Here is a 24542-nt window from a genome sequence, read left to right as displayed (position 1 = left end):
GTGCACCGCACCACTGTGAGCCGGTGCGTGCGGGAGGTCGTCGGCCTGCTCGCCGCCCGCACGCCGAGCCTGGACCGGGCCCTGAAGAAGATCGCCCGAAAGGGCGGCGGGGTGGTGCTGTTGGATGGCTCCTTGATATGCACCCGGGCCAAGAACCGCAAGAACTACTCGGGCAAGAGTAAATGCCACGGTCTGCTCGTGATCGCGCTCACCGACGACCGGGACCGGCTTGTATGGGGTTCCGCAGTCAGCCCGGGCGGACCTCGGAGATCACCGCCTGTCGTCACGACAAACTCACGGGACGGGCTGCGGTCAGCCACTGTGGCCAGCACCGTCAAACTCCACCTTCGCCAGACGGATATTGACGGCCGCCACCACCCGTTACTCGAACGCGTCACGAGTCATCGGGCCAACATAAGGCGACGGTCTGACATCGGGATCGCGCCGGACGACGTCCCGGACACTCACGCGACGCCCCGGCGCAGGTCAAAGACAATCCGAACGTCACGAAGGTCGGTAAAGGCGACTTCTCCCCCGAGGACTGCGACGACCACCTCGCCCGCCGCCTCACCCGCGACGGCGAACCGCTCATCAGCGAGGAGATCCGCCAGGTCATCACCGACCGCTCCCACGGCCTGCCGCTCTACCTCGACCTGTCGGTGATGCGGTTCCTCGAAATCCGCCGCACCGGCCGTCACCCCGCCCCGGCCGACTTCGACCACGACTTCCCCGCCCTGATCGCCCGCACCCTCTCCGACCTCACCGCGCCCGAGCGGCACGTGCTGCGCTCCGTGTCCCTGCTCGACGCCTTCGACCTGCCGCTCGCCGCGCGAGCCGCCGGCCTGACCCACGAGGCGCCGGCACTACGCCTGATCGAACGCCCCTTCGTCCGGCAGGACCCCTTCGGCCTGTGGCCCTACCACCTGCATGGGCTGATCCGCTCCACCCTCCGGGACGCCGACGATCACGCCGACGACCGCTGGTCTCCACGCGACTGGCACCAGGCCGCCCAGCGGACCCTCACCGCGCTGGGCGAGCAGTGGACCGCCGGCAGCAGCCGCGACCGCCGGCTCCTCGTGGGCTGCCTGCGACAGGGTCTCGCCATCGCCCGGGACCACAACCTCGACCTCGACTGGCTCACTGACGCCGCCTGGACCTACGTCGGCGATTCCGTCTGGGAGCCGGTCACCCCACCCGCCCCCGGCACCCCGATGCCCGGCACGCCCGCCGACGCCCTCGTGGAACTCCTCAGCACCCTCACCCGCCGCCAGCACGAGCACCGCGCTCGCACCGTCAGCCGACTCACCGCCGTCCTCGAGGCCGACCTGCTGCCCGCCGACCTGCAGGAGATGGCGCTCTACTACCGGGCCAAGTCCCTGCGCGACACCGGCCAAGCCGCCCAATCCCGCCGCGACTACCAGCAGGTTGCCGACCAGGGCGGCCGCCTCGCCCCGGCCGCCCGCCGCGGCCTGGCCCACGCCGCACGCCTGGCCGGCGACTTCCCCACCGCCCTCACCGCCGCCCAGAATCTCGGCTGGGAAGGCCGCCACCAACGCGTGCTGGGTGACCTGTACTGGCTTCAAGGCCAACCCGAGCGTGCCGCCGCGGCCTACCTCGCCGGACGCACCGAAGCCGAACAGCACGGCAAGGCCGGCGAGGCCGCCCACAACCAGGCCCTGCGCGCATTCGCCATCGCTCTCTACGACCCCGACCAGGCCACTGCGGAAATCGACCTCGCCCACCAGCTCCTGGCCGGCCTCAACCTGCGCGCCACCACCATCAACGTCCACCGGGCCGAACTCATCCGCGATGCCGGCAGTGACAGCGTCGATGACCAGATCGCTACGCTGCGCACCGAACTCGATATCGCGGGCCTGGCCTCGCTGACACCCACGATCGAGCTGGCCTGCGCCTTTCACCAGGCCGTCGTTGACGACCACACCGCGCTGCACGCCACGCTCGCCCGGCTGCGAGAACAGACGTCCGACGAAGATCACGCCTACTTCGTCGACATCGCCCAGTTCATGGCCGACATGCCCCTCGATCAGGCTTCCGGAGCCCGATGGCTCGATGGCGAAGAACTCACCCGTGACCGGTGGCGTGCTCTGGTCGTCGCGCGGCAGGCATACGTCAGCGGCAGGCCCTGAACCCTTGAGGGGGCCGTCGCCTGTGGGACGGCCCCCTCGTCCGGCGCGGGTCAGTCCATGTACGCCCGCGCGATGCGCCTTCCTCGATCGTCCAAGTCGTCGGTCAGCTGGTAGCTCCAACCGGCCTCCCGCAGTATCTCTCCTTCTGTTGCTTCGGTGGAGAGTCCGCCCGTGGGCCGGGTCGTACATCAAGATCACTGTTGTCATGTCGCGAACCGTAGGAGGCTCTGTCCCATAGCGTCGCGGACTCGCCGACGCCCAGTCTCATCGAGTCCTGACCACACCGGGCAGCTCGGTCGGCCCGCCATGCGCTGCTGCTCACGGATCGTCGCCAGCTGCTCGCTGTGCTCCGCAAGCCTCCGACCGGTGCGCAACGCCTCCGCCTCCAGGTCCCGCAGCCGCTCGTCGGGGTCGTCAGCAGGGGCCCAGCGATTCACGCCGGGCCCCTTGCCTGGTCTGTTGCAGCCGCTTCAGCGCTTCTTGCGGGGAACGGCTTCCCGCCACCTTCGGACGGTCATCCTCGCCGGTACCTGACCACGGCCATACCCAGAGTGACAGTGACGATCACAGGAAGGGGGTAGAGCCAGGCCTCTTTCATCCCAGAGCCGCCGACGCTGCCGACCACACCACACAGGAGGTACACAGCCAGGGCTACGCATGCGAGCGTTGCCATGCCCCGTGACCGGTTGGTGACGCCTCGGCCTGACTCTTGGTTGATCATTTCCATTCCTTTCCACCGCACGTCATCAATGTGCAGGATTCACGAAAGCCATGATTCGATACCGGCAGAGGTATTGGCTCCTGCGGCGAAGCAGCCGGCCGTGGACAAGAAACCGGACTCAGGCCCCGTAGCCGCTTCGCACACCGCGCCGACGACGGTTCCGCCCGCCAGACTGGCTGCTCCCCTGGCCGCGCCCACCACATCGCCGGAGAACAAGTCCTGGCCGATGTTGTAGAGGTCTTTGGTGTCTCCGATCTTTCCGATGATCCCGTCCAGCGTGCCCAGCGCCGAAAGACCGTTGGGGTCGATGCGGTTGACGGGGTCGCCTTCGGCGTAGAGGTAGGGGTTCTCCTCTTGGCCGGAGGGGTCGGGTTGGGTGAAGCGGCCGATGTTGGCGTCGTAGTAGCGGGTCTGGAGGTGGTAGAGGCCGGTGGGGTCCTGGTAGTTGCCGGCGAAGCGGTAGGGCTGGTCGACCGGTTCGCTGGACTGGGCGAGCAGGCGGACGCCGCGGGGGCTGTAGGTGTAGGTGTCGACCTTGTTGCCGTCCACGTCGACCAGGCCGATCACCGAGCCGATCGCGTCGGTGAGGTAGTAGTAGCTCTTGCCCCCTATCGTCATGGAGTTCAACGTGCCCCCGGGCTCGCGGTCGAAGCCCATGTCGACACCGCCGGTTGTCCTGGCCGACAGGCCGAGGGGGCCGTTGTGGAAGTAGGTGTCGCCGAGGCGGATGCGTTCGCTCTGGTCGGTGGAGGCGTACTGCCCGGCATACGTCTTGGCGTTGACCGTGATCGACGACATCTGGGAGTGGTCGGTCCAGGTCTCGCCGGTGCGCAGGTAGTCGTCGGTGGACGCGCCGGCGGTCTCGTTGCCGATCGGGTCGTAGGACCAGGTGCCACTGGAGCTGGACTTGCTGGTGAGCTGCTGGGCGTCGTTGTAGGTGTAGGTGGTGGTGCGCGGGCAGCCCTGGTCGGTGCCTTGGGAGGTGAGGTTGCCGGCCAGGTCGTAGCAGTACTGCCAGGAGTCGACGGTGCTGCCGTCCTTGACCTCGCTGGCGTAGGAGAAGCGGCCCGCGCCGTCGTAGGTGTAGGTGCGCTTGCGGCCGGTGACGTTGTCCGTCATGGTGCGGATCTTGCTGCCGTCGGTGGCTGCGTTCGTGCCGTAGCCGTAGGTGTAGTCCAGGTCGACCAGGGTGCCCTGGGCGGAGGTCACCTTGATTTTCTTGGGGCGGCTGGAGTTGTCGGGGTCGACCTTCTGCACCGTCCCGCCCGGGTAGGTGGTGGAGGTGCGGACGTCGTTGTCGTTGTACTTGTAGGTCGTCACCGCGCCCTGGGGGTCTTTCAGTTCACTGAGCTTGTTGACCTCGTTCCAGGTGTAGTCGACCTTCCCGGCCGGGTCCTGGTAGTAGTCGACGTTGCCCGCCGGAGTGTAGGCCAGCAGGGTCTGCGAGCCGTCCTGGAGGTGGCGGACCGTCTCGCGCTGCAACGGGTCGAACTCGTAGGAGATGGTGCCGGTGCCGTCGGTGCGCTTGACGAGGTTGCCGTCACCGTCGTACCCGTACTCGACCTGCACCGTGTTCGGTGAGGTGACGGTGCGGATGCGGTCGCGGTTGTCGTAGGTGTAGGTGATGGTCACGCCGCGGGCGTCGGTGACGGTTTTGGTGCGGCCGAGGTCGTCGTAGGTGTACGTCGTCTTCGTCAGCGGCGCCGGAGGCTTGGCCCACTCGAGGTTGCCCTTGGCGTCGTAGTGGAAGTCGGTTTCCACCGTCTTCGACGACGTCATCTTCGTCTTCTGCGCGCAGCGCTGGCCTTCGAAGCCGCCGCAGGTCGGGGTGGCGGGGTTGTAGTCGTAGGAGACGTTGCCGCCGCCGGTACCGGTCTGGGCGACCGTCTTGGTGTTGCCCGCGGTGTCGTAGGTGAAGGTGGTCTTCTCGCCGTCGGCGTTGGTGGGGTCGGACGGCACGTCGCCGCCGGCGACGGTCTGCCAGTGGTTGAAGGTGGTGCCGCCTGTAGGGGCCTTCACCGATTCGAGGTTGTTGCGGTTGCTGAAGCCGTAGTCGGTGACGTTGCCCGGGGTGGTGTCCGAGCTCATCGCATCGGTGGCGGTGTCGATGTTGTGGTTGGCGTCGAACTTCGTGGAACGCTTGTGCTGGAGCGCGTCCGTCACGTCGGTGACCTGGCCGTCGGCGTCGTGGGCGTACTTCGTCGCGTGCAGCTCGGGGTCCTTGGCGGTGGTCGTTCCCGCCGCGGTCGCCGACTCGCTGGTGTAGGTGTACGTCCAGGTCGGGCCGGTATCGCCGGAGGCGTTGAAGCCGGTGGCGCGCAGCATGGAGGTGACGCGATTGGTGTCGTCGTAGGTGAAGACGGTGACGCGGCCCTCCGCTGTGGTGATCTTGCTGATGCGACCGGAGGTGTCGTAGCCGAAGGTGACCCTCTTGCCCTCGGTGTCGGTGGTGGTCGTCAGGTTGCCGGCTGCGTCCAGGCCGTAGGCGGCGGTGCGGCCGGTGCTGTCCTTGGCCTGCCAGAGGGTGGCGCTGACCTTGTTCAGGTCGATCCAGCGGCCGGAGCGGGTCTCGGTCAGCTTGAAGCCGCCGCCGGCGTTCTGGGTGACGGTGATGGTGCCGTGGTTGCGGTCGGTGGCCTTCGTCAGTGTCCCGCTCGCGTCGTAGGTCTCCTTCGAGCCCGACTTCCATTTCGTCAGCGTGTAGGTGCCGTCGGAGTTCTTCTTCAGCTCCTCGGAGTAGCCCTTCGGGGTGGTGAAGGAGCCGTCGCTGTTCTTGGCGAAACGGACCGTCGCGCCGGAGGCGTCGTAGAAGATCACCTCACTGCTGGAGATGGACAGGTAGCGCTCGTACTGTTGCCACCAGCGTTGTGACACCCGGCCGAAGGGTGCCTCCAGCGAGTTGTACGTCCGCGCCAGTCGGAGGCGCTGTCCGACGCCGGCGAGGTCGAAGTCCGTCGCTGTCAGCATCAGGTTGCCGGTCGAGTAGTCGATCTTCGCCGACAGCGCGTCCGTGATCGCGAAGCTGGTGTAACGGTGCCAGGGCACGTCGCCCTGCCCCTCGGGCATCAGGTTCAGCACCCCCGTGTCCGCCGCGGCGCCGGCCGGCTTGGCCGTCTTGCCGGACGTGGCGTTCTTGGCGTGCGCCCGCTGCTCGAGCAGCCCTCGGACTGTGTGACCCGCACTGCCCCGACCGGCTGCCCCTGGTCCGGCTCCTGGGACCACCACCCCAACGACCCGGCGCACGGCACCCACCACTCCTGGGAGGTGTGGAACCGCCTCGACTACAGCGAGTACCGGACGAGCGTGCCGCGCTTCGTGGTCCGTCAGATCGACGAAGTCACCACGTCAGCGATCGGTCTTCACCTATCGCCGTCCTCGCTCTCGCGCGTTCTTCCGCTGCAGGGAGCACTCGCCCTTTTGCGTTCGCCGAGGAACTGTCGGTGTCGCGTACGGTGGCCGCGGAGGCGTACGCCCGCCTGGTGGACGAAGGCTTGCGCACCGAGACCGGCCTGTCCTGGATGGTCGACGACCACCACGGCACTGCCTCTATGACGGTGGACGCCACCACCCAGGCCGTCACCCGCCGCTACACCAAGCCCTTCGGAGAGGCCCGCGGCGCGACACCTGGGGCCTGGCCCGACGACAAGGGCTTCTTGGGTAAACCCGCCGACGCCGACACCGGACTCACCCACATCGGAGCCCGGGAGTACGACCCGGCCACCGGCCGTTTCCTGTCCGTCGACCCCGTCCTCGCTCCCGAGGACCACGAGTCTCTCAACGGCTACGCCTACGCCAACAACACCCCCGTCACCCTGTCCGACCCCACTGGCCTGCGGCCGATCACGGACTGCGAGCAGGGGTGCAGCGATGGCCACGGCGGCGGCTACCGGGACTGGATGACGATGGGTCCTAACGGGACCTGGGTATACCACTCCACCCAGACCTATAGCCACAGTTTTGTGTACCAGAAGGCAGGTGGCGGTACAGGAAGCGGCACCATGACCGTCACCGTCCGTACCGACGGAGGACGTTCCTCAGCGAGGATTGTGTTCAAGAAGGGGCCGGATCCGGCCCCGGTGAAGAAGGGCAGTAGCCTTAAAACGAACGCCTTCGGTCACTTGGCCGGCATTGCCTACAGCCTTGACGAGGTAAGTGACCTCGCCAATCCATTCTGCTGGTTCGATTCGGACTCCTGCAGCGCCAGCAAAGAAACGAAGGAGACCTACGACAAATGGGCGAGTGACGCTGGAGCAGATACTGACTCCACTCTCTACGAGGCAGCGTGGGACAACGGTGGCATGGCCCCCCTCCTCGCCCTCGGTGGAAAGTTCCCGGAAGAGAATTCTGCACTCCTCCCCGCAGCCGGAACCAAGACTGATATTCGTGGTCTCGGGATGACCAAGACCGTTGAAAATCACACCTGGGACATCGCCGGAACTCGGGACATCGAAGCACCCAACTTCGGTAAAGCGGCACGCCCCTACATGAACGGCAACAATGGGCTGCTCCTCCAGGAAATCATGGAAGCCACTGCACCCAGGATGGATTCCCGTGGAGCTGCCGGAGTTGTCGAGTGGAGATCGCCCGGATCGATGAACGGAAGCAACGGGATCTGGGAGCTCAACATTGACACAAATTCGAACAAGATCGTCCACTTCCTCTTCAAGAGTGCGAAGGGCTAGTCGAAATGAAATTCTCCACCCATGACGGGTCTCCACTTGAGGGCGTGCTCACCTACGATGAGTCCGAGTACGGATTCTCCTTCAGCGCGAAGAGCGGAGAGTCGCTGAGCGAAAGGCTCGGCTCAAAGGGAGTGACGAGCGTACTGATCGACACACTTCAACTCGAAGTCGATATTGAGTCCCGCGAAGTCCTGTTCGCATGGGGATATTTCCCGAATGTTCGGGGCACGGTATCCAAGCTGAAAGCTCCACGGATTTCCCCTGGATGCGTACGCATTTCGTCGGACCATCCCTTCGAGCCCGGGGTTTCTTACGAAATCCCTGGAGGCAGGTGGCATGTTTCAAGTGATCCGTCCTCAGGTTGGATCACCATCGAACAGGGCGATGTCACCGACGCTGACTTCGTCCAGATCGCCAGCGGAACTGTCCTGGGCATCGAAAATGGTGATCTGGTGTCGATCTGGCTCAGGCCCGTTTTCGCAGTGACAGGCGGTGAGGAGAATAGTTAAACATCGAACTCGTTAGTCTCGATCCTGCATATGGGTCCGTCAGCATCTGACGGACCCATTCTGCTTGTCCTGAGTGCTGAATTCCTTGCGCCAACTCCACTGGGTGCAGATCCAATGAGGGTGCTGTTGGGACTTCTGCAGAGTTGGGTGACACCTGACCTGGCTTGCTGAGAGGCGGCCTGGGCGGAGACCGCGCTGCCGCCCGCGCTGCTCATCCCACAGACGACGCCGTACGCGGTCGTCGCCGGCATCGGCATGCACGCTGCCTTCACCTGCCTCAAGCCCCGTCAGCTCATCACCTTCTCCGGCCTCACCCTCGGCACCTACGTCGCCTTCGCCGTCTGACCTCCGACCCTGGCCCGCGCAGCACCCGGCGCCAGGGGCGGGGATGCTGCGGGAAGCGGGGCTGCTCGCGTACATCGTGCGCGGAACCCGGGTGTCCGGCGAGAGCGCGCAGGCTAGCGAGTTCGCGCGGATGATCCCGGTGGAGTTCGTCGGCACGCGGCAGTTTGTCGTGTTGTTGCCCATCGAGGCCGCGTTGTTGCGCACGACCTGGCCGGCGCCGTCCGATCCGGTGCCGTGGTCGCCGAACTTGTTGCCGCCGAGGTCCGTGTCGGAGGACCAGGTCGGCGTCCAGCTCCTCAGCACCGCCGGCCCGCAGGAGACCGAGCGGATCGCGGCGCTCTACGCCGCCCGGCTCAAGGAGCTCAGGAAGTTGTAGCCCGACGGTGCGCGCAGAACCGGGAGGGGCCAGACGGGCGGGCGCGGCCGGTCGATCCGGGCCGGTTGCACCCGCGCGGGCATCAGCAGTCGCGCGAGTGCGGCCACCTCGTCCAGCTCCCGCCGGTGCTGCGGAAGTGCCCGGCGCAGCGCCTGATGGAGCCGCAGGAACTGCACGGCATCCTGCTCGGTGTAGGGGCGCGTCCGTTCCGCGGCGAGTGTTCAGGCAGCCCGCCGGCCCCCGCTCTCCTGTCGGAGCAGGGCCTCGCCGTCGCGCCGGATGATGGTCACGGCCGTGATCGCCGGATGCCGCTGCGCGGCGTCGACGACGTCGGCCAGGGCGCGGAAGCACACGTCATGCCCGGCACGTGAGGTGAAGCGCGGATAGCCGCCCCTCTGCAGGGAGCGGGCGTACCGCAGCGCTGTGGACAGCAGACTGTCCGCTTCCCGTACGGCCAGGACCACCAGTTCGACCGGGTAGCCGTCGGCCGCGAACGGCAACGCGCTGGCCAGGAACTCCTCCACGCTGCCCGGCGCGCCCTCGATCAGTGCGCCGCCGCAGTGCCGGCGCACGTACTCTTCGGCCTCGGCGAACCAGGCGCGGTAGTCGGCGCGGATCGCGGCCCCCGCGTTGCGGGGATCCTCTGCCAGGAGCCGCAGATAGTCCGGGTGTGAGGCCACCGACCTGCCCAGTCTCAGCCGCTTCGCCCACCATCTCGAGCGCGACCTCGACGCCGTCATCGCTGGCCTCACCCAACCGTGGAACTCCGGCGTCGTTGAGGGCCATGTCAACCGGATCAAGATGCTCAAGCGCCAGATGTTCGGCCGCGCAGGATTCGAACTCCTCCGCAAAAGGGTCCTGTTGGCGTGACCGAGCGTCACCGCACCACAAGAAGTGGACCCGAGCCACGATTCACGCGTCGCTGACAACCCGCGAGGTGGTTGGCTACGCGATGGCCGACCATCACCGGGCCGGTCTGGTCGTCGACGCCCTGCGGATGGCCGCCGGCCGGAGTGACCTGAAGGACGGATGCATCACGCACTCGGACCGCGGAGCGGAATACAGCTCACGCGAATACCGCTCCCTCATCAAGGAGTTGGGACTGCGGCAAAGTATGGGCAGAACGGGCTCCTGCTACGATATCGCCGCAGCTGAGAGCTTCTTCGGCCTCCTCAAAGCGGAGATCGGGACCACCGTCTGGGAGTCCCAAGAACAGGCCCGCGCCGATGTCTTCCACTTCATCGAGGTCGAGTACAACCGCACCCGCCTGCGGAAGCACCCCGTCTACGGCTACGTCACCCCGCTCGAAACTCGGGCTCTGAAAGCACAAGCTCTCGCCCCCGCAGCGTAACCACCCGCTGTCCAGTTCAGAGGGGGAACTTCACTCGGGCCTTGCCCCAAGGCCGGGTAGTTAGCGCGTTTCCGCTGGTGGCAAGGTGGCTGAGTGGGTTTCCGGGCTGGCGTAGGTGGCGGGTCCCGTCTTGGTGATGAGTCCGTTTGCGGCCCATCTGTCGAGCTGGCGGTACATCGTGCTGAGGGTGATATTGCCGAGGTGGCGGGCGAGTTCGCGGGTGCGCCAGTGGCGGCCGGGGTCGGCGTGGAGGAGGTCCAGGACCTGTTGTCTGCGCCGGTCGGCTGGTGGGGTGTACCGGTCGTCGTGGGAGACGGTGGGAAGGTCGGGCTCGGGTTCGAGAATGGTGACGTCGAGGCGGGTGACCGAACTGCTGGCACTGGGACGACCGTCGTCTTGGCGTTCGGCATAGCGGGAGATCGGGAACCTGACTTTTCGGGTGCTGATGCGGGGGCGCCTGGGTGGGAGGAGCTGGGCCAGGACGCGGTTGCCTATGACACCCACGATGTCGGTGGTGGTGCTGGCGAGCGTGATGATGCCGGCGGCCTGGACGACGAGGTCACGGGCGGTCTCCATGGCGATGGTGAAGCCGCAGCGGTCTGGATCGGTGCCAGGCCTGGACTCGGCGGCTTCCACCATCACCGTCCGCAACGCCTGGTAGACGGCGAGCAGGGACCACATCTCCTGCTCGATTCCTGTGGGGTCGCCCGAGCCCAGTACCCGGCCGTCCATGAGCGTATGGCGGAGTGCGTAGTACGCCGACTCGTGCTCCCATCTTTGGTGATAGAGGGCGACGAGCGTCGGAGCGGGGTAGCGGCGTGCGTCCGTCAGGGTCGTGACTAGCCGGTAGGAGCCGGTGAACGAGTCATCGCCCCAGCTCACGGTGATCTGTGCTTCCACGACACGCACCGGGACGGTGCCGATGACGGACAGGTAGGAGCCGTCGTGGAGACGGGTCAGGACCGGGGTGCGGCGGTTGGCACGCAGTCGGCCCAAGAACTTGGCGCCGGTGCCGTCCACGGCGGCGAGGAAGGCGTTGGCGTCGAAGCCCTTGTCCCACAGGACCAGCATGTCGGGGCCCAGATGGTGCAGTAGCTGCCTTGCGTAGGCGGTCTCGCCGTCGCTGGTGGGGCCGAACACGGCGCCGATCAGGGCCCGGGTGCCGGTCTCCACCAGGGTCATCAGCTCCAGCATCGGGTAGCCGCCGCGGCTGCCGGCTCCGAACCACTCGACGTTCCGCTCACTGTCGGGGATCTTGATCGAGCTGCAGCCGTCGAAGGAAACCATCCGGAACGGTCCGAATCGCACTCCGGCAGTCGTCGGCCGGGCGAGCGGGCCGGCCAGGACCCCGAACAAGCGCCGCATCGGTTCGGTGCCAATGCGACGACGCAGGTCGCGCAGGGCCTTCGCAGTCGGCTCTGCGACCTCGAGCCCGCCACACGCCAGGGCGACGGTCAGCTTGCTCCAGACCAGCCGGTAGCCGACCTCGGGGAACAGGCACATCGCGAGCAGGAAGTAGACCCCCACCCGAGAAGGCAGATCCCGTAAACGGCGCTGAACACAGCGGGTTTCGTCCAGGAGCGCATCGACGAGATCAAACGGTATGACCTGGGGCAACTCGCCCAGATGGCCGGGAGCGAAGCGGCCCGAGGCCACGGTGAACTCACGTGAGACGGTCACCAGGCCAGGCGGCAGGGGACAATGACGTGCGGGCAACGGAGCACCTCGATGATCAGCAGTCTTGGCGGACTACCTGACCAACGCAACTTCGTTGCCCGCGTTCTGACTCGACACCTTTACCCCTTGCCACCAGCGGAAACGCGCTAACTACCCGGCCTTGGGTCAAGGCCCGACGTTGCCGTTCAGTTCGGGGGCGGTGGAGGGGTAGGTGAACCGGATCAAGATGCTGAAGCGGCAGATGTTCGGCCGGGCGGGTCTGGACCTCCTGCGCAAGCGCGTCCTCCTGGCCGTGTGACGCCGGACCGCCGCCGACACCAACAGTGACCCTCCGTCAGTCCTGCACCAAAAGTGAGCCAGAACCACTTTTCAGCCGTCGCCGACAACCATGACCTGGGATTGGGGCGAGCTTGCACTATCGGCGAGGCGGCTGGTTATGACTTGATGTGCGGAACGCCTTTCGCGTCGAGCAATGTGGATATGAGCTGCCCCGAGTTTCGTAGAGTCCGGTGATCTCGTTTCAGGCGGACTGCGGGACTCGTTCCGGGCTCTGCCAGAAGTCGCGTTCGTACTCGGCTGGTGGCACGTAGTCGAGCGCGGAGTGCGGGCGTTCTTCGTTGTACCAGGTGATCCACTGGAAGATCGCCCGTTCGACCTGGGCGGGGCCCTTCCAGGGGCCCTGCATCTCGATCAGCTCGGCCTTGAAAGTGCCGTTCAGTGCCTCGGCCATGGCGTTGTCGTACGAGTTGGCGACGGAACCGACCGACGCGGAAGCGCCGATGTCCGCGAGCCGGTCGGTGTAGCGAATCGACACATATTGCGAACCCCTGTCGCTGTGGTGAATGAGGCCGGAGTCCTTCTTGATTCTCCGGCGCCACAGCGCCATCTCCAGAGCGTCCAGGGGCAGTTCGGTCCGCATGTGGTCGGCGGCCTGCCAGCCGACGATCATCCGTGATTGGGCAAAAACACCGAGGCGGCTTTGAGGATCTCGTTCGCCCGCTTCAACTCGGCGTTCTCCTTGCGGAGTTGCTTCAGCTCGTCGCGCTCGGCGGTAGTGAGCCGGTCGTCACGCTCGCCATGGTCGGCCTCGGCCTGGCGGACGCAGCCACGCAGGGCTTCCTTGTGGATGCCGAGGTCCTTCGCGACGTGCGCGATCGGGCGGCCGGTGGTGCGGACCTCGCGTGCTGGTGCCCGCCCATCACGTGCGCGGGCAGTGCGGGAGATCGCAGGGCGCCCGCGCTGGTTGCGGGGTGGCACAGCCCGGCTCGCAGCTCCATTACGGGGATTGACTTCTAGGCTAATGCTGATAGCTTTTGGTTAATGTAGTTAGCCATCGGGCTAGCAGGCCGCATGGAGGTAGTCGTGACCGAGTTCCTGAACGTCAACGGTGGGACCATCGCGTACGAGGTGAGTGGCGCCTCCGGGCCGCTGATAGTGGTCGCCCACGGCATGGGTGACAGCCGCGAGGCCTACCGGTTCCTCACCCCCGCCCTGGTGGAAGCCGGGTACCGCGTGGCCGCGGTGGACCTGCGCGGCCACGGTGAGTCCAGTGTCGGGTGGGCGTCTTACACCCGCACCGACCTCGCGGGCGACCTGATCGCCCTGGTGAAGCACCTCGGCGAACCGGCGGTGCTCGTCGGCCACTCCATCGCCGGCGGTGCGGTCACGATCGCCGCGGCCAAGGCCCCGGAGCTCATCACCGCGGCGGTCGAGCTCGCGCCCTTCACCCGCAAGCAGCAGATCCGGCTCGGTGACCTGAGAGTGGCCGGCTACCGCCGCGGCGCGACCCATCTCATGGGCACCACCATCCTCGGCAGCACCCGGCAGTGGGCCAAGTACCTGGACGTCGCCTACCCCGGCCCCAAGCCCGCGGACTTCGACACGCGCATGAGGCAGATCACCGCGATGCTGGAGGAGCCCGGACGGATGAAGGTCCTGCAGGCGATGGGCAAGATCTCCCCCGCCGATGCCGGTGAGCAGCTGGGCAACGTCACCTGCCCGGTCCTCGTCGTGCAGGGCACCCTCGACCCCGACTGGGCCTCGCCGCAGGCCGAGGGCGAGGCGATCGTCGCCGACCTGCCGACCGGTCTGGGCCGGCTGGAGATGATCGAGGGGGCCGGTCACTACCCGCACGTCCAGTTCCCCCAGCAGACCCTCGCCGTGGTCCTGCCCTTCCTGGCCGGTGTCGGTGCCTAGGGCAGGCCTGGACGCGGCCACGATCGCCGCAGCCGGCGCCGACCTCGCCGACGAGATCGGCTTCAGCGAGCTGACCATGGCCCGGCTGGCCGAGCGGCTCGGAGTGCGCGCCCCGTCGCTCTACAAGCACATCGCCGGCCAGGACGACCTCCACCGGCGTATCGCGGCGCTCGCCTTCGACGAGGCCGGCGTCGCGATCGGCACGGCCATCCAGGGCCGCGCCGGGCGCGACGCCCTGGCCGCTGCCGCCGGCGCGCTCCGCGACTTCGTGCTCACCCACCCCGGCCGCTACGCGGCCACTCTCGGTGTCACGCTAACCGGTCCCGACGACCCGGTCGCGCTCGCCGCCAAACGAGGGATCGGGCCCTTCGGAGCGGTATTGCGGGGATACGACATCGCCCCACAGGAGATGACCCACGCGCTGCGGGCTGTGCGCAGCGTCTTCCACGGCTTCGCCCACCTGCAGGCATCCGGCGGATTCCAGTGGTCCGCCGACATCGGGGAGAGCTTCGAATATCTCATCGACCTCGTCGACCGTGGCCTTCGCTCCGCCGTGGACACAGACTCTGCAGCCGTCGCAGAACCCGCCGATCATCACCGGTAGGCCCCACGCTCGCTGCACCGCCAGCCCCTCCCCAACACCCGTCAGAAGTGGAAGCCATCATGGACGCAGTGCTTACCGCCGTCATAGACATCGACGCCACGCCGGAAGAGGTGTGGAAGGTCCTCACCGACTTCTCCACCTATGGCGAGTGGAGCACCTTCTCCTCAGCCGAGGGAACCGCTGAAGTGGGAAGCAGGCTCACCATGCACATGCCGGGCATGACCTTCAGGCCCACGGTCACCGTCGCCGCACCCAGCCAGGAGTTGCGGTGGGCCGGCACACTCGGCACGAAGCGGCTTTTCCACGGCCAGCACTCCTTCACCCTTTCTCCCAACCGCGACGGCACCACTCGCCTGACCAACCACGAGGAATTCTCCGGCGCCTTGACCACCCTGACCCGGCGGTTCCTCAGGACGCCCAAGCGAGACGGGTACGCCGAGTTCAACCAGGGCCTCAAGCAGCGGGTAGAAGGCCTCACCGACAGCACACGGTGAAGACGCCCTCGCCTGCCAGCACGAAAAATCCTGGACCAGCGATCGCCGTCCTCGTCGGTGGGTGAAACACACACTCGGCTTGTTGTTCGAGAACCCGGAACGCGATGCGTGGTGTGGGGCCGGCCGGCCGCGGTGGGTCCGGCGGGAACCCGGCGGCGGGAAAAAGGAGTTGGTGTAGATCCAGTCCAACCACTGTCGTGCCGGCGCCTAGAGGTTGTCCCGTATGAGGGCGTGAGTTATCTGGTGAGGGCCAGGTTGTGCAGCCGGGCGATGCCGAGCATGGCCTGGTGCACGCCGTTGCCCTTGAGCCGGCAGTCCCGCAGGATTTTCCAGTTCTTCAGCCGGGACAGGGCGTGTTCCACCCGGGCTCGCGCCCGGCGGTGGACGGCGTTCTCCGCTTCTTGGTGGGGGCTGAGGTGTGTCTGGCCTCGGCGTTTGCGGTGTGGGATGAGCAGGCCGGTGCCCTGGTATCCGCCGTCGGCAATGGTCGGTGCGCCGCGGCAGGCCCGGTCGACGCCGGACTCCGTGAACGCCCGGCAGTCGTTTCGGCTGCCGGGCAGCGGCAGGCCGATCGCCACCACCAGGCGACTGTTGGCGTCGATGACGACCTGAAGGTTGGTCGAGTACCGGTAGTTCTTGCTGGACGCGGCCACGTTGCGGTCGCGGGTGGGCACCAGGGTGCCGTCGACGATGTAGACGGTGTCTTTGCGCGGTCGGCGGGCCGACGAGATGGCCAGCAAGGGCGCGAGGTGATCGAGGATGCGGTCGGCCGCAGATTTTGAGATGCCGAACAGCGGTGCCACCTGCCGCAACGTGAGGTTCGTGCGCCAGTACGTTGCCACCAGCAACACCCGGTCCTCCAGCGGCAGCCGCCACGGCCGGCCGCGCTGCACGTCGCCACCGCGACGCCGCACCAACGCCACCAGCCTGGCGAACTGCGACTCGCTCAACCCGGAGAACGGCTCGATCTACTTCGGATCATCCGCTGAGATCACCCCACCCATGCCCAGCCAACGCACCAACCGCCCCACCGGTTACGGGACAACCTCTAGCAAGTGCTGGATAGCGCAGACGGTGCGGGGTCTGCGCAGCCGACGGCCCTCCCGTGGGGAGGCCGGGAGGGACGGCGCAGTCCCGCCCAGGTGACAGCACACGGGCGGGGCCCCAGGCGGAGGCCTCCGCCTGGGGGAGGAAGAGGATCACCGCGGCCACAGCATGGCACTGGATTCGGCCAGGCGACAGGGTTGTGACTGGAAACGGCCGCAGGCAGGGGGTGGGGGCCGGGTGGACTTTCATCCTGTGCCGGCTGCTGGCCGGATGTGCGGTGCCCGCGGGCGCTGTGCGGCTTGGCGGGTCTGACGGTCGCACTGGATGATTTTGGTGGTTCCGGCGGGGCTCGTGTAGATGCTGGTTCCGTCTCCGTATTCTCCGCGCGCGGTGGTTTCATCGGTTTTGTAAGCCAGTGCGTCGCGGACGCCGAGTCCGCGGAGGGTGTTCAGGACGCGCTGTACGTCTTCCTTGTCGTGATGGTTGGCGGTGTAGATGATCACTGGCCGGCGTGTGGGATCGCCGTCGAAGTCGCTGCCCAGCGTGGCGACCTTGGCACCCGGTCCGAGCTGTCCGGCTTCCACGGCTGTCTTGATGAGGCGCCATCCCGCATCGAGGGCGCGGATCGGGAGGAACCACAGCCACTTGCCGGAGTTCGCGAATTCGCTGACAGCGGCGGGGGCTGCAAAGTCGACCCCGGGAGCCATGGCCCACTGCCATCGGTGGCGAGTGTCGGCCGCTGGCGGGGGAGTTCTTGTGAGCTGTTGGCCTGTCTGGGTGGGCTCGTTGTGCACGAATTAATGGTATGTGACATTAGTCATGTTCCATTGCTATGTGTTCCGGCGTGGCTATCAGAGAAGTTGCTGCGGACCAGGAACGGCGTGACCAGGCCCTGACGGCGTGCTGCATGGCGGTCGTCGCGGAGTGCGATCCGGTTCTGGCGCCCGGCCGCCGGAGCAGGCTGCTGATGGACTGCTTGGCGGTGCTTCGAGCGGCCCACCGCCCTGAGCGGGCGGCGCAGATCGGGATGAAGGAGTTCCGCCGGGGCCTGCGCGGCCCGCTGGGTCCTCTGCTCCCGCCGGCTTCAGGCAGGCCCGACCGGTTCGACAGCATGGAGCTGTTCGACGCGCAGGGGCTGGCCCGTGACGCTGTTCAGGACCTGTGCAGCGAGCACCTGGTACCGCAAGCGGCGCTCGAGCGGTACTGGCCGTGGCCCCGGGTGCGCGCCGAGCAGGAAGAACAGCGTCTGTTCGACCTTATGAGGCGCCTTTCACCAGAGGACTACCGGCGCGCCCGCGCCCTTCTGGGCACGCATGCCGCCGGATCGGTGCGGGAGTTGAGCCGCGAGTGGGACCGGCTGTGGATGCGGTTCGACTTCTTCGAGTCCGTGGCCGACTGGCCGTGGTGCCAGGTAGACGGCTGGTGGTACCCGTGCCCCGTCTGCCACTGGCCGATGCGGGCCGTCCGGTCCGGGCCGCAGTTCGACGTGCGCTGTGAGGCCCACGCGCCCCGGGGCGTGCACTACCGCTACACGCCCAGCAAAGGGCCGGGACCGGGTGAGCTGACCGGGACCGGCAAGGCGGCGGTGCCGGTCACACCCCTCCCGGCCAGCTCCGATCACCTGGCCGTGAACCGGCCCGTGTGGCGCTACGGCACCCTTCCAGTGCTCCTCGAACTCCAACTGCGCGACGCAGTGGTCGGCCTGCCGTTCGTCGACCTGGTGATGTGGCCGGGGGAGCAGCGGCCGGACGAGTACGACCTGCACATCACCGTCGCGGTGCCGGGCAAGCGCGCACGGCACTGGCGCGTGGACGCCAAGGCGTGGGAATCGGTCGTCGCACTGGGCAAGGCGCTTTCGGACCGCCCGGCGCTGCGCAAGGGGGTGACGATCGTCCTGCCCGACTACCAGCACAGCGAGCGGCACTTTCTCGCCGCCCAGGTACGTGACCGCCGCGTCAAGGTGACCACGGTCAGCCGCCTGGTCAGCGACATCGAGAAGGCGTGCGGAGCGGTGCGGTGAGAGCGGAGGACTGGGAACTGCGCCGCCTGAGTGTCGTCGCGGCGCTGGCGCTGGCCGAGGAGTACTTCGGCTTCCGGAACGCCGACGGCCAGATGGTGGTGCCGCTGGACCAGGCGCATGTGTTCGCGGCCGCCCGCGTGGACCTGTGGGAGCGCTGGCCCCAGGTCCCGCGGTGCGTCCGGGAGCTGGCCGGCCGGTACTGGCACGTGCGGCCGGACGACCTGGCCGGACGCGGCATGTTCGAGGCGCTCGCGCGAACCTTTGCGACTCAGAGCAGGGGTCCTTACCGGCTCCCCGATGATGTACCGCCTCGGGAGGCGACGTACCTGCTGGCCGCGCACGCCCAAAAGCCACTGGAACTGGCCCGGCAGCTGGTGCGCGAAGCCGAGGAGTACCACTACAGCACCCGTGGGCCGCTGCCCGTGGCCGGCCCCGGCCGGTGGCAGTTCGGGGGATCGGAGCCCTCGGTGGTGACCATCCCCGACACCGAAGAAGGCGCCCGCGTACGGCCGCTGCGGGTGACGACCGCCCCGTACACGGCCACGACGACGGCCACCCGCAAGAAGATCCTGCGCCTGGCACGACGCCAGGCCACTGCCGGACCCGACCGCCACGGCTGGAAGCCGGGCGTGCTCGCCTCCTTCACCGACCGGCTCCAGGACGCCTCCGGCGATCCCGTCACCCGCCTGAACCTGCCGGCCGGGAAGCTCACGATCGTCAACGCGCCCACCGGCGTGGGCAAGAGCGTGCTGATGAACAACCTCGCCCCGCTTCTGGCCGACCGCGGCCAGGGCCCCGTCGCCATCGTCGTCAGCACGATCCACGACAGCCTCACAGGCGCCGAGAAGATCGCAGCGGACGACGAACTCGTCTTCCAGGCCGCCGCCCAGCTCGCCCGGGCCACCGCCCGCCACAAGCTGCGCTGTGTACCGCTGGTCACCGAGACCCGCGTCGCGGAACAGGCCCAGCGCGCCGCCGAACAGGGCCGCGAGAACCGCCACGACCGGCTCGCCTATGGATGCGAGCTGTCCGCATGGGTGACGGACGGGCCCCAGGTGACCCGCGGCCGTGAGCCGTGCCGCGCCCTGACCAAGGTCACCGATCCCGTCGCCGGCAGAGACGAGGAGGCGGGCGGCCCGCACGCCTGCCCGCGGATGGGACTGTGCGGGAAGTACGCGCTGTTCCGCGAGGCGGTCCAGGCGGACATCATCGTCACCAACCATCACAACCTGCTGCGCGGCCTCATCCAGGTCCCGGTCGACACCGGCCGGCACCTCCTCCGGCAGATTCCCGTGATGGAGTTCCTCCACCGGCATTGCCGCACGCTGATCGTCGACGAGGTCGACAACCTCCAGAACAGCTGGTGCTCCACGGGCGCCCACGACTTCTCCCTGGCCACGCGCGGCATCAGCAAGACCTCGCTGCTGCTGCAGGTGGACCAGCAGCGGCAGAGCCTGGCAGCGGCGGCCGATCGCCAGGTGGTCAACGCCTTGTTCAAGGCCAGGGGACTGGGGGAGCAGTTCCTCAACTACGTGCTGGACGGCGAGCTCTGGCTCGAGCAGGATGCCCACGAGGAAGAGCGTCCTGGCTCCGGGTGGCACGTGCCCGGCATCTGGGACCGCATCCTGATCAGGGATCTCCTCGGCCTCGACGAACACGTCCGCCTCGATCCGGACACCCACAAGGCATTCCGTGCCATCTTCCCCGACTGCGACGACGGCACCCAACCTGCCCCGCGCTTCCAGGAACTGGCCGGCATCCTCGCCCGGGCCGTCAGCCGCAACACCAGCGAGGACGAACTGCCCGTCCTCAAAACGGAAATCTCCCGGGCGCTCAAACGCCTCAAGATTCCCAGAAGGCGGCACCCGGACGTCACCAACGCGCTGCTGGTGCGCGCCTGGCTGGGCTGCCTCCACCAGAGCCTGACCTACCTGAAGTCTGTGATTGCCGGACTCGGGGCCCAGCTGACCATCGGCCGTGAACTGGCACGAGCGCTCGGCTCCTTCACCCAGAACGGCGCCTTGCCGTATGGGCCTTTGGGCTACCAGCTGTTCGGATTCAAGGTCAACAAGGACAACCGCGGCGGCGGCGAACTCTTCGTCCAGTCCCTCGGCGGCGACCCCCACACCGGAACCGTCCAGCTCGGCGGCACCATGGCCCTCGCCGCAGCCGGCGTCGAGCGCAGCGTCCTCGCGCTGTCCGCGACCGCCTTCTTCCCCCGCGCGGCCTGCGAACACGTGCACACCGAGCCCGCCTACGTCATGACCGACGCCACCCCCGGCGCCGTCACCGCCCTGGCCGGTAACGTCTCCGCCTCGGACACCGTATGGGACCCCATCACCATCGGAGGCATCGCCGAAGCCCACAAACCCGATAAAGTCCGGGAACTCGGGGAGCGTCTGTGGCAGACCCGGCTCTCCGAGCACCTCCGCCAGCTGGAGATCGACGACCCCGACCGGGCCAGAGCCATGGTGGTCTCCAACTCCTACAAACAGGCCATCCTCCTCGCCGTCGGCGTCGCTTCGGTCGCGGTGCAAGCCTCCTGGATCGCCGTTGTCGTCCCCAAGACAGGCATTCCGCCCGGCATCCACCTGCCCACCGGCGTAGTGACCATCACCATCGACCAACTCGAGGACCTGCCCCGCACCCACCCCCACGTCAAAGTCATCTGCGCGCCCCTGTCACTGGTCGCCCGTGGACTGAACATCCTCGTCCCCGGCACCGAGAACTCCGCGCTGGCCTCTGTCTGGGTCGGCCTGCGCCCCGTCGCCGACCTGCACTCACCCGAGGCGATGTACGCCAGCATCAACGCAACCGCCATCGGCGCGGCCTGCCCAGGCCCCGACCCCGCCCGCATGCTCGCCATCCAGAGCCGGGCCGCCCGAAGACACCTGCACACCCTGCTGCGCAGCGACCCCCGCTTCAGCCGCCTCCCCCGCTACCTCAAGACCGAGATCCTCGCCGGAATCCTGGTCGACCTCATCCAGCTCGCCGGCCGCGCCCGACGCGGAGGCACCCCCGTCCAGCTCTACCTGGTCGACAACTCCCTCCTCGACACCCGCCTGGGCTCCGACTTCCCCTCGCTGCTCCGCTCCTACTACGACGGCCTCACCGAAGACGAACAGGCCAGCCTCCGCCGCGTCTACGGCTCCACCCTGACCGCCTGGCTCGACTTCGCCCACGCGCCCGACATCCCTGCGCTCACCCACGTTCCCCTGCCCCGCAGCGAAGACCTTGATCACGAAGGTGTCTGATGACCACGGACCAGACCCAGCTGTCCCTGCTGGCCTGCCACACCGATGAAGAGCTCCTGGGCTCGGTACTGCTGTACCGCCTGCCCGAGGTGAAGGTCGAAACGGCCTGGAAGAAGCTGCGCGAGGAATACCGCGGCATCACCGGCTCCAAAGCGAACCTCCCCTACGGCGCCTTGCTGATCGTCCTGCGCGCCATCGGCTACACCAGCGCCACCCTCTACCCCACCTCCAAGACCAACCCGCCGAAGTTCCTCGCCACCACCCGGCCCATCGACCGCGACGACCTGCACGCCGCCATCACCCTCTGGGAACAGGCGCTGCTGCAGACCCCGGCCGACCGCTTCACCTTCCAGCACCCGAGCCAGATCGCCGACCTCATCGCCGCAACCGCCCCCGAAAAAGTCCAGCTGTGGGACCAGATCACCCGCACCACGGCCTGCATCGACGCCCCCGGCTGGGTATGGACAGCGGCCGGCTGGACCGTCGCCGAGAAACTCTCCGGTGAGACGTGGACGATCGACGGCAAAACCATCACCTTCCGCCGCGATCTCGCCAACTGCCTCCAGGTCTGGGACCGCGAACTCCTCTGGAAAAACACCTGGCTCGCCGCCCGCGGCGAAACCCTCGACGACATCGCCGACGCCGACGAGGAAGACCGCGCCCGCAGGACGGCGACCAGATACGCCACCCTCCGGCTCGACGTCATGATGAAGTCCCACCCCGGCCTGCCTCACCCCGTGGCCGTCGTGCAACCCTCCGTGTCCCGGCTGAGCAACACACTGCGCAACGCCCGCACGGCCTGGTTCGAGCCCCGCGACGCCAAAGGCCCCCTCCTCAACCTCGAACTCGGCGGATACGGCGACCACACCCACCTCAACCACACCACCCGCCTGGCCCTGGACGCCTGGATCCGCCTGCACGGCGAACACGTCTTCCCCCGCGACAAAGACGACGAGTTCCTCGCACCCAGCGCCCTCGACCTGAGCGGCCCTCCCGGCAAGCTCCGCGCCCTGGTGCCCTTCGCCGTGAGCTACCCGGTCGGCAGGGGTGTGGGCATGTACAGCCAGCGGGAACTCGCCCGGCACATCAGCGCCGTCCTCGACCAGCCCCTGCTCACGTGCGTACAGGTCGCCGGCCGCCGCCCCTTCGGCCACGGCCGTAGCACCGTCGAAGGCCGTGACGCGGTCCTGTGGGACGACGAGAACCTGCCGCAGATCCTCGCCGCATCCGGATGCCGGAAACTGCGCATCCTCGCCCTCTACAAAAGCCAGGCCATGCGCACGCGCATGCAGATGCTGCTGGCCTACCACTTCAACCGCCCCGACCTCGCCGCCACCGGCATCGGCGAGAACAAGCCCCTCTCCCTCAACGACCACGTAGAGGTCCTGTTCCAGCCAGCACCGAAGCTGCTGGCCCACGGCGAGCACCACGACCAGCGTCCCGTCCTCGTCAGACAACTGCACGGTCTCGATGCCCCCGAGGACACCCGCCTGCTCGCCCTGTGCGAAACCGAGTACGACCCCAAAGCCTGGGCACGCCAACGACGCGCCTCGAAGAAGACCGGCTCCACCGTCGTCAACCCCGACACCCTGGACGCCAAGCACCGCGTCAACGGCGAACTCGCCCGCCATCGCGTCCTCGCGCAATTCCTCACCCTGTACAAGCCCGGACGCCGCAACCCCCGCAAGAAGGAACGCGAGCTCACCACCGATCTCGAACTCCTGGGTCTCGAACTCCAAGGACACCACCGCGGCCACATGGCCATCGCCGACCTGTCCCGCGTGGCCGGCCTCGTGCACCCACGACTGACCAAAGCCCTCCGCTCCGGCCCCAACGGCCTCAAGGAACCCCTCGTCCACGTCGGGCTCCACCTGCGCCAGCAGCGCGGTGATCGACGCATCGCCACCGACGAGCCGAAACTCATGTGGACCCTCGTCGCCCTCGTCCCCCACGGCCCGTACTGGCGAACACTCGCCTACCTCCCCGCCGAACACGCCGGACCTGGCACCTGGCTCGACTACGCCACCGCCAACTACCGCTTCCGGGCCCGGCCACTGCCCGAAGGCCGACGCCGCGACGAACTCCTGCCCCGCCACATCGACCGCGCACTCTACGAACTTGGCGGGCACGCCGCCCCGGCACAGGGATACGTCATGTACGTCTCCGGAGGCGAGGCCCGCAGCATCTGGCCCCTGCTCGCTAACAAGAACCTGGGCGAGACACCCGACGCGGCGGGCCAGATCAACAAGCGGCCAGCACTGCCCGGCTTCACGCTCGCACCCGACCAACAGCCACGAGCGGTCGTCCGGATCACCTCCGGCAGCGAGGACGTAGCCCGGCCGGCCCTCATCGAACGACTCCGCCACATCCCGGAGTACGACGAACCCGTCACCGGGGAAGGCAAACTCGCCACCGGCCTGTTCCAGATGGAAAAGACCGAGCAGACGTTCATCCTGTGCAATCTCCCCCACCAGTTCACAGGAGGCGCACGCTACGCCCGCGCCGGCGAGTCCTACACCCGGTGGGGCAGCAGCGACCCCAAGGAGCAAGCCGAAACCTGGTACAGCCATACGGCAACGGAGATCACCGTGCTCCACCATCCGGCCGACCAAGCCCTGCTCACCTACGGGCTCGCTGCCGCCCGCCTCTGTGATCACGCCCTTCACTGGGAACACCGCACTCAGTACCCCGCACCGGTCCACCTCGGCATTCAGATGGACAAAGACCACCCCGAATACCGCCGAACCGTGGACAACGCCGACGGCGACGACGAGGCACAGACCTGAGCCACGACGGAACGCGGAAGGCCCAGCGGATCGCCCGAGACGCTCGGGGAGCGTCTCCCGCATCGACGCGCCACCAGGAGAAAGGCAGTACGTCACCGTGGACCCGGACGACGTGACGCAATGGGATCACCGGCTCGAGCACCAGGTCGACGGCACATCCCTACAACTCGTACGCCCCAACGACACCGACCGGCCGACCTGGGCCGCCTACGAAGAAGCTCGGTACCTGGGCACCGTCCACGGCCGGTTCGACCTCGACGGGCGCTGGCACGTCCAGTCTCTGAACGAGCGCCACCTCAGCCTCGACGATGCCCTCCGCGCTCTGCGGCGCCC

The 24542-nt window shown here is 67.6% G+C and carries 19 protein-coding genes and 1 pseudogene; 12 read left to right on the top strand and 8 right to left on the bottom strand.

All coding sequences use genetic code 11. The annotated features are described in order from the left end of the window. Positions 1-464 precede the first annotated feature (464 nt). Entirely contained in the window at positions 465-632 is a 168-nt protein-coding gene (locus ACH45E_RS00260; RefSeq protein ID WP_361455872.1) for a hypothetical protein, read from the bottom strand. 30 nt (positions 633-662) lie between these two features. Between ACH45E_RS00260 and ACH45E_RS00255 the strand changes: the two genes are divergently transcribed. Continuing rightward, complete coding sequence (locus tag ACH45E_RS00255; RefSeq protein WP_361455869.1) at positions 663-2147, top strand: hypothetical protein; 1485 nt, start codon at positions 663-665, stop codon at positions 2145-2147. Between the two features lie 760 nt (positions 2148-2907). Here the strand turns inward: ACH45E_RS00255 and ACH45E_RS00250 are convergent. Beyond that, a complete protein-coding gene (locus tag ACH45E_RS00250) occupies positions 2908-5934 on the bottom strand; it encodes an RHS repeat-associated core domain-containing protein (protein ID WP_361455866.1) in 3027 nt (1008 codons plus the stop codon). A gap of 374 nt (positions 5935-6308) precedes the next feature. On the opposite strand from ACH45E_RS00250, the gene ACH45E_RS00245 reads away from it, so the two are divergent. From ACH45E_RS00245 to ACH45E_RS00235, 3 genes are all read left to right on the top strand, one after another. Next, positions 6309-7550: an RHS repeat domain-containing protein gene (locus ACH45E_RS00245; RefSeq protein WP_399039661.1), complete on the top strand. Its 1242-nt coding sequence runs from the start codon at positions 6309-6311 to the stop codon at positions 7548-7550. A 44-nt stretch (positions 7551-7594) separates the two neighbouring features. Then, positions 7595-8059 (top strand): hypothetical protein, encoded by a 465-nt coding sequence (locus ACH45E_RS00240; protein WP_361455863.1) that lies wholly within the window; start codon positions 7595-7597, stop codon positions 8057-8059. 388 nt (positions 8060-8447) lie between these two features. Further along, positions 8448-8780: a hypothetical protein gene (locus ACH45E_RS00235; protein WP_361455860.1), complete on the top strand. Its 333-nt coding sequence runs from the start codon at positions 8448-8450 to the stop codon at positions 8778-8780. A gap of 221 nt (positions 8781-9001) precedes the next feature. Here the strand turns inward: ACH45E_RS00235 and ACH45E_RS00230 are convergent, their stop codons facing one another. Then, positions 9002-9460, bottom strand: a complete 459-nt coding sequence (locus ACH45E_RS00230; protein ID WP_361455857.1) for a zeta toxin family protein — start codon at positions 9458-9460, stop codon at positions 9002-9004. A gap of 1 nt (position 9461) precedes the next feature. On the opposite strand from ACH45E_RS00230, the pseudogene ACH45E_RS00225 reads away from it, so the two are divergent. Next, positions 9462-9650 (top strand): annotated as a pseudogene (locus tag ACH45E_RS00225) (transposase); the annotation flags it as partial. After that, positions 9565-10131 (top strand): transposase, encoded by a 567-nt coding sequence (locus ACH45E_RS00220; RefSeq protein ID WP_399039658.1) that lies wholly within the window; start codon positions 9565-9567, stop codon positions 10129-10131. The pseudogene ACH45E_RS00225 and the gene ACH45E_RS00220, both read left to right, overlap by 86 nt. A gap of 60 nt (positions 10132-10191) precedes the next feature. Here ACH45E_RS00220 and ACH45E_RS00215 read toward each other — a convergent pair whose 3' ends face one another. The 3 genes from ACH45E_RS00215 to ACH45E_RS00205 all read right to left on the bottom strand — a co-directional run bounded on the left by ACH45E_RS00215 (position 10192) and on the right by ACH45E_RS00205 (position 13065). Then, complete coding sequence (locus ACH45E_RS00215; RefSeq protein ID WP_361455854.1) at positions 10192-11811, bottom strand: IS4 family transposase; 1620 nt, start codon at positions 11809-11811, stop codon at positions 10192-10194. Between the two features lie 517 nt (positions 11812-12328). Next, the gene (locus tag ACH45E_RS00210) at positions 12329-12757 is read right to left on the bottom strand and encodes an integrase core domain-containing protein (RefSeq protein WP_361455851.1); all 429 of its coding nucleotides are present in this window, start codon (positions 12755-12757) and stop codon (positions 12329-12331) included. After that, positions 12754-13065 (bottom strand): transposase, encoded by a 312-nt coding sequence (locus tag ACH45E_RS00205; RefSeq protein WP_361455848.1) that lies wholly within the window; start codon positions 13063-13065, stop codon positions 12754-12756. The genes ACH45E_RS00210 and ACH45E_RS00205 overlap by 4 nt, the downstream gene beginning before the upstream one ends. A gap of 105 nt (positions 13066-13170) precedes the next feature. On the opposite strand from ACH45E_RS00205, the gene ACH45E_RS00200 reads away from it, so the two are divergent. The 3 genes from ACH45E_RS00200 to ACH45E_RS00190 are packed head-to-tail and all read left to right on the top strand — an operon-like array spanning position 13171 to position 15102. Then, positions 13171-14004, top strand: coding sequence for an alpha/beta hydrolase (locus tag ACH45E_RS00200; RefSeq protein ID WP_361455845.1), 834 nt, complete (start codon positions 13171-13173; stop codon positions 14002-14004). Positions 14005-14026: 22 nt separating this feature from the next. Next, positions 14027-14608 (top strand): WHG domain-containing protein, encoded by a 582-nt coding sequence (locus ACH45E_RS00195; RefSeq protein ID WP_361455914.1) that lies wholly within the window; start codon positions 14027-14029, stop codon positions 14606-14608. A gap of 59 nt (positions 14609-14667) precedes the next feature. Next, positions 14668-15102: an SRPBCC domain-containing protein gene (locus ACH45E_RS00190; protein WP_361455842.1), complete on the top strand. Its 435-nt coding sequence runs from the start codon at positions 14668-14670 to the stop codon at positions 15100-15102. A gap of 236 nt (positions 15103-15338) precedes the next feature. On the opposite strand, the gene ACH45E_RS00185 is transcribed toward ACH45E_RS00190, so the two are convergent. Together ACH45E_RS00185 and ACH45E_RS00180 are read right to left on the bottom strand one after the other, a co-directional pair. Continuing rightward, positions 15339-16070: a transposase gene (locus tag ACH45E_RS00185; RefSeq protein WP_361455911.1), complete on the bottom strand. Its 732-nt coding sequence runs from the start codon at positions 16068-16070 to the stop codon at positions 15339-15341. Between the two features lie 324 nt (positions 16071-16394). Beyond that, positions 16395-16856 carry a putative phosphothreonine lyase domain-containg protein gene (locus tag ACH45E_RS00180; RefSeq protein WP_361455839.1) on the bottom strand — a complete coding sequence of 154 codons (462 nt, stop codon included), beginning with the start codon at positions 16854-16856 and terminating at the stop codon, positions 16395-16397. A gap of 137 nt (positions 16857-16993) precedes the next feature. Between ACH45E_RS00180 and ACH45E_RS00175 the strand changes: the two genes are divergently transcribed. Genes ACH45E_RS00175 through ACH45E_RS00165 form a run of 3 tightly spaced genes read left to right on the top strand, consistent with a single transcriptional unit; the run spans position 16994 to position 24209 of the window. After that, on the top strand, positions 16994-18169 hold the full coding sequence (locus tag ACH45E_RS00175; RefSeq protein ID WP_361455836.1) for a hypothetical protein: 1176 nt from the start codon (positions 16994-16996) through the stop codon (positions 18167-18169). Continuing rightward, positions 18166-21423: a hypothetical protein gene (locus ACH45E_RS00170; protein WP_361455833.1), complete on the top strand. Its 3258-nt coding sequence runs from the start codon at positions 18166-18168 to the stop codon at positions 21421-21423. Before ACH45E_RS00175 ends, ACH45E_RS00170 begins: the two co-directional genes overlap by 4 nt. After that, entirely contained in the window at positions 21423-24209 is a 2787-nt protein-coding gene (locus ACH45E_RS00165) for an RNaseH domain-containing protein (RefSeq protein ID WP_361455830.1), read from the top strand. Before ACH45E_RS00170 ends, ACH45E_RS00165 begins: the two co-directional genes overlap by 1 nt. Positions 24210-24542: the final 333 nt, after the last annotated feature.

This window comes from Streptomyces sp. NPDC020299, assembly GCF_044387825.1.
Lineage (GTDB): Bacteria > Actinomycetota > Actinomycetes > Streptomycetales > Streptomycetaceae > Streptomyces.
Note: the sequence above shows the minus strand (reverse complement) of the source record. Positions and strands in the feature narration are given on the sequence as shown.

Bases quoted from the DNA above. Each gene is read 5' to 3' on its own strand.
- ACH45E_RS00255 (WP_361455869.1), top strand. From the start codon at position 663: ATGCGGTTCCTCGAAATCCGCCGCACCGGCCGTCACCCCGCCCCGGCC.
- ACH45E_RS00250 (WP_361455866.1), bottom strand. From the start codon at position 5,934: ATGCCCGAGGGGCAGGGCGACGTGCCCTGGCACCGTTACACCAGCTTC.
- ACH45E_RS00235 (WP_361455860.1), top strand. From the start codon at position 8,448: ATGCTGCGGGAAGCGGGGCTGCTCGCGTACATCGTGCGCGGAACCCGG.
- ACH45E_RS00220 (WP_399039658.1), top strand. From the start codon at position 9,565: ATGTCAACCGGATCAAGATGCTCAAGCGCCAGATGTTCGGCCGCGCAG.
- ACH45E_RS00210 (WP_361455851.1), bottom strand. From the start codon at position 12,757: ATGATCGTCGGCTGGCAGGCCGCCGACCACATGCGGACCGAACTGCCC.
- ACH45E_RS00190 (WP_361455842.1), top strand. From the start codon at position 14,668: ATGGACGCAGTGCTTACCGCCGTCATAGACATCGACGCCACGCCGGAA.
- ACH45E_RS00180 (WP_361455839.1), bottom strand. From the start codon at position 16,856: ATGGCTCCCGGGGTCGACTTTGCAGCCCCCGCCGCTGTCAGCGAATTC.
- ACH45E_RS00165 (WP_361455830.1), top strand. From the start codon at position 21,423: ATGACCACGGACCAGACCCAGCTGTCCCTGCTGGCCTGCCACACCGAT.